Here is a 9,328-nt window from a genome sequence, read left to right on the forward strand (position 1 = left end):
ACGGCTAGCTCCTTGAACTCCGCCGTGTACATCTGTTTTGGTATCTTCTTCATTGCTGGTCTTTCCAAAGGATCGTTGATTTTACGTTACCTATGGAAGACTAAATTTCGGGGGAAGCTCAGTGAATGGCAGCATGTATTCACGGGCTTGTAAAAAGCTTCTGAAAAGACTTTTAAAAAGTAAGGGTTTGCGCAAGCTTTTTACACAAAAGTAGTACAATTTGCCAAAACATAATTGAATTGGCTTCAATCGAAAAGCCACACCCGAAGTAGCCTTCGCGTGTGGCTTTTTTATTTGTCATCGCAAACGCATCGCAAACGCATCGCAAACGCATTACCAACGCGCATTGCTAATAGAAGTGGTGATTTATTGTTGAAACCGGGGCTTGAGTTTCGGCCACTCGTGCCAACATCATTAATAAGTTTTTTTGATAAGGCTCGCCATGACGACTTCTACATTTACTGAACAAACTCAGTTGCCTCTCTTGCCTTTACGGGATGTGGTGGTATTCCCGCATATGGTGATTCCTTTGTTCGTCGGCCGCCCGAAGTCCATCAAGGCCTTGGAAGCTGCTATGGAGCGGGGCAAGAGCATCACGCTTGCGGCGCAGAAGGCCGCAGCCAAGGACGAGCCGTCGCCAGACGATATCTACGAGATCGGCTGCGTCGCCAACATTTTGCAAATGTTGAAATTGCCTGACGGCACCGTCAAGGTATTGGTGGAAGGTGCGCAGCGCGCCCGTATTCATCGCATCAGCGAACTCGACACGCATTTCGTCGCCGACCTCACGCCGGTCGAGTCTGAGCTGGGGGATGAGGCTGAAGTGGAGGCGATGCGTCGCGCCATCGTTCAGCAGTTCGACCAATACGTCAAACTGAACAAGAAGATTCCGCCTGAGATACTGGCTTCGCTGTCGGGCAGCGACGATGCCGGCCGTCTGGCCGACACCATCGCTGCACACCTGCCGCTCAAGCTTGAGCAAAAGCAGGTGATCCTGGAGATATTCAATATTGCCAAGCGCTATGAGCACTTGCTGGGGCAGCTTGAAGGTGAGCTGGATATCTTGCAGGTTGAAAAGCGTATCCGCGGCCGGGTTAAACGCCAGATGGAAAAATCGCAGCGCGAATACTATCTGAACGAGCAGGTCAAGGCGATCCAGAAAGAGTTGGATGAAGGCGAAGAAGGCGCCGATCTGGAAGAGCTCGAAAAGAAAATCCTGGCTGCCAAGATGCCCAAGGAAGCGCTCGAAAAAGCCCAGAGCGAACTGAAGAAGCTCAAGCTGATGTCGCCAATGTCCGCCGAGGCGACCGTGGTGCGCAATTACATCGATACATTGGTTGGTTTGCCATGGAAGAAAAAATCCAAGGTCAATAATGAACTAGGCAATGCTGAGAAAGTCCTGGAGGGCGATCACTATGGTCTGGATAAGGTCAAGGAACGCATCCTGGAATATCTCGCCGTGCAGCAGCGCGTCGATAAGCTCAAGGCGCCAATCCTCTGTTTCGTCGGTCCACCGGGCGTCGGTAAAACCTCGTTGGGGCAATCGATCGCCCGTGCCACCAATCGTAAGTTTGTGCGGATGGCTTTGGGTGGTGTGCGTGATGAAGCCGAGATTCGCGGTCATCGTCGCACTTACATCGGCTCGATGCCAGGTAAGATCTTGCAAAGTCTGGCCAAAGTCGGTGTGCGCAATCCGTTGTTCCTGCTCGATGAGATCGACAAGCTGGGCATGGATTTCCGTGGTGATCCTTCCTCGGCTTTGCTGGAAGTGCTGGATCCGGAGCAGAACCATACGTTCTCGGATCATTACATCGAAGTCGATTTCGACTTGTCTGATGTGATGTTTGTGGCGACGTCGAACTCGTTTAACATTCCGCCGGCATTGTTGGACCGGATGGAAGTGATTCGTTTGTCCGGCTATACCGAGGATGAAAAGACTAACATCGCCCAGCGTTACCTGCTGCCGAAGCAAATCAAGAACAATGGTTTGAAGGCCGAGGAAATCACTGTGGCTGAAGGCGCAATCCGCGACATCATTCGGTACTACACGCGTGAAGCCGGGGTGCGCTCTCTGGAACGTGAAATCTCTAAGATCTGCCGCAAGGTGGTCAAGCTGCTGCTGTTGAAGAAACAGGAGAAGAAGGTTGCCGTGACATCGAAGAACATCGATAAATTCCTCGGTGTGCGGCGCTTTGACTACGGCGTTGCCGAGAAAGAAAATCAGATCGGTCATGTGGTCGGCCTTGCCTGGACTGAGGTGGGCGGTGAGTTACTGACTATTGAAGCCGTCAAGATGCCGGGCAAGGGCGCGATTATTCGTACCGGTACCTTGGGCGATGTGATGAAGGAGTCGATCGACGCGGCACGCACTGTCATGCGTAGCCGGGCGGCAAAGCTTGGTATCAAGGGCGAGGCATTCGAGAAAAGCGATATCCACATTCACGTCCCGGAAGGGGCAACGCCAAAAGATGGGCCATCAGCCGGGGTCGGAATGACAACCGCATTGGTGTCTATCTTTACCGGGATTCCGGTGCGCGCCGATGTCGCGATGACAGGTGAAATCACCTTGCGTGGCGAGGTCTTGCCAATCGGCGGTTTGAAAGAGAAGCTGCTGGCTGCGCATCGCGGCGGTATCAAGACCGTATTGATTCCAGAGCAGAATGTGAAGGACTTGGCCGAGATTCCGGATAACGTCAAGAACAAGCTGGAAATCGTGCCGGTGCGCTGGATCGACAAAGTTCTGGAAATTGCCCTGGAGCGTCAGCCGGTGCCGCTTACCGAAGAAGAAGCGGTGCTGGATGCGGCGGTGACCAAGAACACCGAAAAGTCAGATCCTACCGTAGTCAAGCATTAGTCGACGTCAGGCGGCGGCTGCCAATCGCAGCGCCGCCGTTTTCAAAAAAAAGCGCTCGCAAGAGCGCTTTTTTATATGTCAAAACGATTCGGGTGTCGGACCTGAGCGGTTTCTTCAGTTGTCTCAAGTCTGCCGGGGTGTGCCTGTCATTCGCTTGAGGCAAGGGTTTGCTGCTAGTTTAATGGGGGTGGCAGATTTTCCTGCGCTCGTCAGCGATGGCTGCACGCAATAATATGGATGCAAACATCATTTCCAACTTCGATTCCCGTTCATGCGCGGCGACTTAAGTGAGCAAAACCGAATTAATTGCTCATATTATGAAAGCAGCCGACCGTTCCAAAGCTGCATCGACGCGCGCACTGGATGCGTTGATCGGTGCTGTGAAAATTACTGTAAAAAAATGACTCGGTGACCTGGGCCGGCTTCGGTGCTTTTTCGGTGGGTAAGCGCGCCGCGCGTGCCGGCCGCAATCTACTTGCGGGCGAGGCAATCAAGATCAACGCGATGAAAGTTCCTGAATTTAAGCCTGGCAAAGCTTTGAAAGATGCTGTAAACTAACGTTTTTTGGCGTGGTGACAAACGCCAAAAGCTTGACTGGCTAGATTGGCGTATTTCAGTTCATGGCTTGTTATTTAAAGCGATGAGTGAGAGCCGGCACGGGTGCTTAGCTCAGTTGGTAGAGCGGCGCCCTTACAAGGCGTAGGTCGGGAGTTCGAGCCTCTCAGCACCCACCACGCAGTCAGGTAAAAAGTGCAGATCAGAGATGATCTTCACAGCAGTTTTAGGAGTGGTAGTTCAGCTGGTTAGAATACTGGCCTGTCACGCCGGGGGTCGCGGGTTCGAGTCCCGTCCACTCCGCCAAAATACAAAAAGGCGAACGAAAGTTCGCCTTTTTTCATATGCAACCCCGATTTGTATTGCTGCCTTGTTTGCTGGCAGCGCGTTTTCGATTGGCCGACCATGTTTGAATTTGTACGTACCCATCAGCGCTTGATGCAGTTTTTGTTGTTGTTACTGATTATCCCTTCCTTCGCTCTTGTCGGGCTGCAAAGCTATAGTAGCTTTGGCGACAGCGACAGCGACAGCGACAGCACAGTGGCCAAGGTTGCGGGGCAGCCGATCACCCACCAAGATTGGGATGCCGCATTGCGCGATCAGATGAGCCGCATGCAGCAAGCGTTTGGTGAACGCTTCGATCCAAAAATGCTGGAGACGCCAGAGGCCAAGCAAGGTGTGTTGGACAACCTGATCTGGCAACGCGTTCTGGCTGCCACAGCGACCCGCAAGCGTCTGACCGTGTCGGATCCGGTGTTGCAGCAGACAATTCTTGGCATGTTTCCCAACCTGGTCGGTGCTGACGGTAAATTCGACAGCAAGTTGTTCAATCAGTTGTTGGCGGCCCAGGGCATGACGCAAGTTTCGTATGCGGCCCGCTTGCGCCAGGATTTGGCGATGCAGCAACTGAGTGGTGCCGTGCAAGCCACCGCATTTACGCCAAAAACAGTGGCAACGCGTCTGTCCGATATCGGAGACCAGGAGCGCGAGGTACAGGAATTGCTGTTTAAGGCCAGGGATTACGCTGCTCAGGTAAAGGTTACTGATGCCATGCTGCAGGATTACTACGCTAAGAACGCTAAGGAATTTGAAATCCCTGAACGTATCAAGGCCGAGTATGTCGTGCTCGATAGCGCCGCGGCGGCTGCCCAGGTCACGGTCAGCGATGCCGACATCAAGTCTTATTACGACAGTAATGTGGCTCGCTACACCACTCCGGAAGAGCGTCGCGCCAGTCATATCCTGATCTCGGTCAAGAGGGATGCTCCGGCAGCCGAGCTGGCTGCCGCCAAAGCCAAGGCCGAGAGCCTGCTGGCTCAGGCGCGCAAGAATCCTGCCGACTTTGCCAAATTGGCCAAGGCCAATTCGCAAGATACGGCTTCGGCAGAAATGGGTGGCGATCTCGGTTACTTCGCCAACGGCATGATGGTCAAGCCATTTGAGGATGCCGCGGCCAAATTGAAGCAAGGCGAGATCAGTGATCTGGTGCAGTCCGATTTCGGTTATCACATCATCGAGCTGACCGGTATCAAGCCGGCTCAGGTAAAGCCTTTGGATCAGGTCAAGGCGGATATTGGCGGTGAGATTAAAAAGCAACTGGCGGCAAAGAAGTTTGCTGAGTTGGCTGAAACATTCAGCAATACAGTGTACGAACAGGCCGACAGTTTGAAATCTGTGGCCGACAAAATGCATCTGCAGATTCAGACTGCCGACAATCTCGGTCGCCAGGTTAATCCTGCCGTGGCACCAACGGCTCCGTTCAATAACCAGAAATTCCTGACCGCGCTGTATTCGACCGAGTCGTTGCAGAACAAGCACAATACCGAAGCAGTTGAAATTGCTCCGAATACGTTCATTGCCGGCCACGTGGTTGACTACAAACCGGTGACGAAGCGTGCGTTTGAAGAAGTCGAGGCAATAATTCGCGATAAGGTGACGCGCACTGAAGAGATCGCGTTGGCTAAAAAAGCTGGCCAAGAAAAGTTGGCAGCGCTGAAGGCGCAAGATAGCACCACAGGCTTCGGCGCATCGCAGACTGTATCGCGGGTTAAGAGTCAAGGCGTCAATCCTCTGGAATTCGATGCCGTCATGAAGGCCGATGTCAGCAAGTTGCCAGCGTTTGTTGGTGTTGAGTTGCCGCAGCAAGGTTATGCGTTGTATCGCATCGGCAAGGTTGTGCAGCCGGCCAATGTCGATCAGGCGCGTCGTACCTCGGAGCAGCAGCAGATTACGGCAGTAGTGGCGCAGCAGGAAATGCTGGCGTACGTAGATGTATTGAAAGAGAAGGCGAAGGTCAAGATATTGAAATCTGTCGCATCATCGTCAGTTGGCAGCGATAGTCAGTAAGGCATATATCATCGCCGCGCGCCCTGACGGTGGCGCAAACAAAAAACCACTTGATTCAAGTGGTTTTTTGTTTGCACGTTTATTTAGTGAGCAGTGGCGATAATCCTGACCAGATATTCTTCAATATGATCGGATGTGCCTGCGCGGTCGGATGGATGCGATCAGCCTGAAACATTGTTGGCGTGTCCGGTACGTCCGCCAGCAGGAAGGGCACCAGCGACACTTTGGTTTGCTTTGCCAGTGTGCCGTAGAGCGAAAAGAATTTTTCGGTGTAATCGCGCCCGTAATTGGGCGGAATCCGCATACCTACCAACAGTACTTTGGCTTTAGCCTTATGAGTAGCATCGATCATACTGCGCAGGTTGGTTTGGGTGGCACTTAGTTGCAAGCCACGTAATGCATCGTTGGCACCCAGCTCAAGGATGAGAATGTCCGGTTGTTGTTGTAATAATGCCGGCAGGCGGGTGTTGCCGCCGCTGGTGGTTTCGCCACTGATGCTGGCATTGATGATGTTGTAGTCGAAGTTTTCATGCTTCAGACGCTGTTGCAGCAACGCCACCCAGCCGCTGCCTCGTGCCAGACCGTATTCGGCTGAAAGGCTGTCACCTAACACCAGAATCGATTTTGATGCAGAATATGCATTGTTCGTCCATACTAGGCCGAGCAGGCCAAGCAAAAAGGCAACAATGCGCACGCTGCCGGTAATCTTGCCGGGCATGCCAGCGATCAATCGTTCAACACCATTTCCAAATCGGGAGTAGACAATCTGCATGCATGAATCCTCTTTTGTTATTCCTGTGATGGGAAGCCCCAAGGCGCCCGCCATCGATGTCAAGCATCTGAGCAAGCGCGTGGCCGACGCCAGCGGCGAGCTGGTGATTCTCAATGATATCAACTTTAACGTACATAGTGGCGCGACGTTGGCCATCGTCGGCGCCTCTGGTTCGGGCAAGTCAACCTTGCTGGGTCTCCTCGCGGGCCTGGATGCGCCATCGTCTGGAACGGTGTGCATCGACGGCACGGATATTTTTGCGCTGGATGAGGACGGGCGAGCTGGCTTGCGCAAGGAGAAACTCGGCTTTGTCTTCCAGTCGTTTCAACTGTTGGGGCATTTGAACGCGTTGGAAAATGTCATGTTGCCGCTTGAGCTGCGTGGTGAAAAAGATGCCCGAGAAAAGGCCGAGGCTAAGTTGGAGCGGGTCGGGTTGGCGACGCGCTTGCGTCACTATCCTAAATATTTGTCTGGCGGCGAACAGCAGCGGGTGGCGTTGGCGCGCGCCTTTGTCACCGAGCCGCCGCTGTTATTTGCCGATGAGCCGACCGGTAGTCTGGATGCCGCAACCGGCGATGCGGTGATCCGGCTGATGTTTGAGTTGAATCAAGAGCGCGGGTCTACCCTCGTGCTGGTCGCACACGATACGTCGATCGCCATGCAATGCCGGCAGACGGTGACGATTGCAGCCGGCCGTGTGCTGAGCCCGGGGCAGGCTAGTCCGGGTGGACGGCAGATTTTTCAGCAAGCCGGTTGAGTAATTTGTGCGATCTGTGCGATCTGTAGCCGACCACAGATTATGTTGAGCTTCGGCGTCGAATGCAGAAAATAAGGAATGGAGAAGCGGCATGTCGGCATGGCTTTCAGTGACCAAGGCAGTGCTCCCGTATGCGACCGATATTATTGCGGTTGCGGTGCCGGTCTTTACGCGCCGCAAAGGCAGCACCGAGGAAGGTCAGATTCAGATATTGCAGCAGCAGGTGACTGAACTGCAAAGTGCCTCGTTGCAAAATATTGGCGATATCAAGGGGCTTGCGGAACAATTTAAGACCGCGCTGCCCTTGTTGGAGCAAGAAGTGCAGACGGTCGAGCACAAGCTTAAACGTGCAAACATGCTTTGCGGACTCGCGCTCGGGATTGCGATGCTGTCTCTGGTGGTTGCGTTGCTTGCCTTGTGGGGAAAATGAAATAAGTTGCGAAGCGGTTTCAAAAGCGGTTTCAAAAGCGGTTTCAAAAGCGGTTTCAAAAGCGGTTTCAAAAGCGGTTTCAAAAGCGGTTTCAAAAGCGGTTTCAAAAGCGGTTTCAAAAGCGGTTTCAAAAGCGGTTTCAAGTGGCATTGTTTTTCCTGAGAATGTCTTAACTACAGGGCTTGATATGCAAGACGCCAAACCAAAGAAAAGATCACGCCGCCGCTTCATTCTCGGCGGCCTCGGTCTGGGCGGGGCTTTGATCGTCGGGTGGGGAGTCATGCCGCCGCGACAACGACTCAATGGCGCTCGCCCGCTGCCCGCCGAGCATGGGCAAATTGCCTTGAATGGCTGGCTCAAGATTGACGCCGAGGGTATTGTGACGGTTGCCATGCCGCGCAACGAGATGGGGTAAGGTGTGCATACGGCATTGCCCACGCTGGTGGCCGAAGAGCTGGATGTGCCGTTGTCGCAGGTGCGTATCGAGCCGGCTCCGATTGACGCCATCTACGGCAACGTAGCGCTCTGGTCGGAGGCGCTACCATTTCATCCGGACGACTCCGGGGCGCTGAAGGACGCGGCGCTGTGGCTCACCGCCAAGGTTGGGCGCGAATTGGGCATCATGATTACCGGCGGCTCGTCCAGTGTCAGGGATGCCTGGCAGCCGATGCGGCTGGCAGGGGCTTCGGCCCGGGCAATGCTGGTGCAGGCGGCCGCGCGGCGATGGCAGGCGGCGCCCGCAGATTGCACAACCGCGGATGGCTTGGTGTCGCATGCCGATGGTCGGCAAATCGGTTACGGCGCTTTGGCTGTCGATGCCGCCGGTCTCGATCCCGGCAAGGTTACATTAAAGCGTGCCGCCGATTTCAAGTTGATCGGCCAGCCATTACCTCGGCGTGATTCCGCCGCTAAAGTGGATGGCAGTGCACTGTTCGGTATTGATGCGCGGCCAGCGGGCATGCAATATGCGGCGCTCAGGATGGCACCGGTGTTTGGCAGCAGCTTGCGGCGCTTTGACGCCGCCACTATTGCCGCGCTGCCGGGGGTTGTCAAAGTGGTCGATTTTTCATCGGCAATACGCCAACATTCCGGCGCAACTGCCGGTGTTGCTGTGATTGCCAAAAGCTTCTGGCAAGCCAAGCGGGCGGCTGAGAAATTATCGATCGAATGGAGCGAGGGCAGCGCCTCTGGCTGGTCTAATGACACCATATTCAGCCAGCTCGCAGATAGTCTGTCGAGCGAATCCGGTTTTATTTATCATAACAGTGGCGAGCCTGATATCACCATTCCCGCCGGCAGCCGGATTCAGTTGCAGGCCACGTACAGTGCGCCATTTCTGGCGCACGCCACGATGGAGCCGGTCAACTGCACTGCTCAGGTCAAGGACGGCAAGGTGCAGTTGTGGGTATCGACGCAAGTGCCCAGTATCGCCGTCGACGTTGCCGCCAGGGTGGCTGGAGTCGGCAGCGAAAATGTGAAGGTAAATGCGATGTTGCTCGGCGGCGGTTTCGGACGCAAGCTGGAAACTGAGCTTCCCTCGATTTTTCGTCTTCCAACAGGTGGCTTTTATGCCGCCTGTTTTTCCTGATGTTGCTCAGTGAGCCAGTCATCTAA

At 54.2% G+C, this 9,328-nt stretch carries 7 protein-coding genes, 2 tRNA genes and 1 pseudogene; 8 read left to right on the plus strand and 2 right to left on the minus strand.

All coding sequences use genetic code 11. From position 1 onward, the window contains the following. Positions 1 to 442 precede the first annotated feature (442 nt). From lon to ACIQ0R_RS08700, 5 genes and pseudogenes are all read left to right on the plus strand, one after another. Complete coding sequence (gene lon / locus ACIQ0R_RS08680) at positions 443 to 2,854, plus strand: endopeptidase La (protein ID WP_395826237.1); 2,412 nt, start codon at positions 443 to 445, stop codon at positions 2,852 to 2,854. 287 nt (positions 2,855 to 3,141) lie between these two features. Further along, positions 3,142 to 3,412: pseudogene (locus tag ACIQ0R_RS08685) on the plus strand (HU family DNA-binding protein). Positions 3,413 to 3,512: 100 nt separating this feature from the next. Next, positions 3,513 to 3,588 (plus strand) — tRNA-Val (locus tag ACIQ0R_RS08690). 50 nt (positions 3,589 to 3,638) lie between these two features. Then, positions 3,639 to 3,715, plus strand: a tRNA-Asp gene (locus ACIQ0R_RS08695). Positions 3,716 to 3,814: 99 nt separating this feature from the next. After that, complete coding sequence (locus ACIQ0R_RS08700; protein WP_395826239.1) at positions 3,815 to 5,755, plus strand: SurA N-terminal domain-containing protein; 1,941 nt, start codon at positions 3,815 to 3,817, stop codon at positions 5,753 to 5,755. A gap of 79 nt (positions 5,756 to 5,834) precedes the next feature. Here the strand turns inward: ACIQ0R_RS08700 and ACIQ0R_RS08705 are convergent, their stop codons facing one another. Further along, the gene (locus ACIQ0R_RS08705) at positions 5,835 to 6,527 is read right to left on the minus strand and encodes an arylesterase (protein WP_395826241.1); all 693 of its coding nucleotides are present in this window, start codon (positions 6,525 to 6,527) and stop codon (positions 5,835 to 5,837) included. Between the two features lie 28 nt (positions 6,528 to 6,555). Here ACIQ0R_RS08705 and ACIQ0R_RS08710 point away from each other — a divergent pair, with 28 nt between their 5' ends. After that, complete coding sequence (locus ACIQ0R_RS08710; RefSeq protein ID WP_395826243.1) at positions 6,556 to 7,284, plus strand: ABC transporter ATP-binding protein; 729 nt, start codon at positions 6,556 to 6,558, stop codon at positions 7,282 to 7,284. A 106-nt stretch (positions 7,285 to 7,390) separates the two neighbouring features. Here the strand turns inward: ACIQ0R_RS08710 and ACIQ0R_RS08715 are convergent, their stop codons facing one another. After that, positions 7,391 to 7,864: a hypothetical protein gene (locus tag ACIQ0R_RS08715; protein WP_395826245.1), complete on the minus strand. Its 474-nt coding sequence runs from the start codon at positions 7,862 to 7,864 to the stop codon at positions 7,391 to 7,393. A 37-nt stretch (positions 7,865 to 7,901) separates the two neighbouring features. Here ACIQ0R_RS08715 and ACIQ0R_RS08720 point away from each other — a divergent pair, with 37 nt between their 5' ends. Beyond that, the gene (locus tag ACIQ0R_RS08720; protein WP_395826247.1) at positions 7,902 to 8,129 is read left to right on the plus strand and encodes a hypothetical protein; all 228 of its coding nucleotides are present in this window, start codon (positions 7,902 to 7,904) and stop codon (positions 8,127 to 8,129) included. 3 nt (positions 8,130 to 8,132) lie between these two features. Further along, positions 8,133 to 9,302 (plus strand): molybdopterin cofactor-binding domain-containing protein, encoded by a 1,170-nt coding sequence (locus ACIQ0R_RS08725; protein WP_395826249.1) that lies wholly within the window; start codon positions 8,133 to 8,135, stop codon positions 9,300 to 9,302. The last annotated feature ends 26 nt before the right edge of the window (positions 9,303 to 9,328 follow it).

Source organism: Collimonas sp., assembly GCF_044339385.1.
In the GTDB taxonomy this organism is placed as follows: Bacteria; Pseudomonadota; Gammaproteobacteria; order Burkholderiales; family Burkholderiaceae_D; genus Collimonas.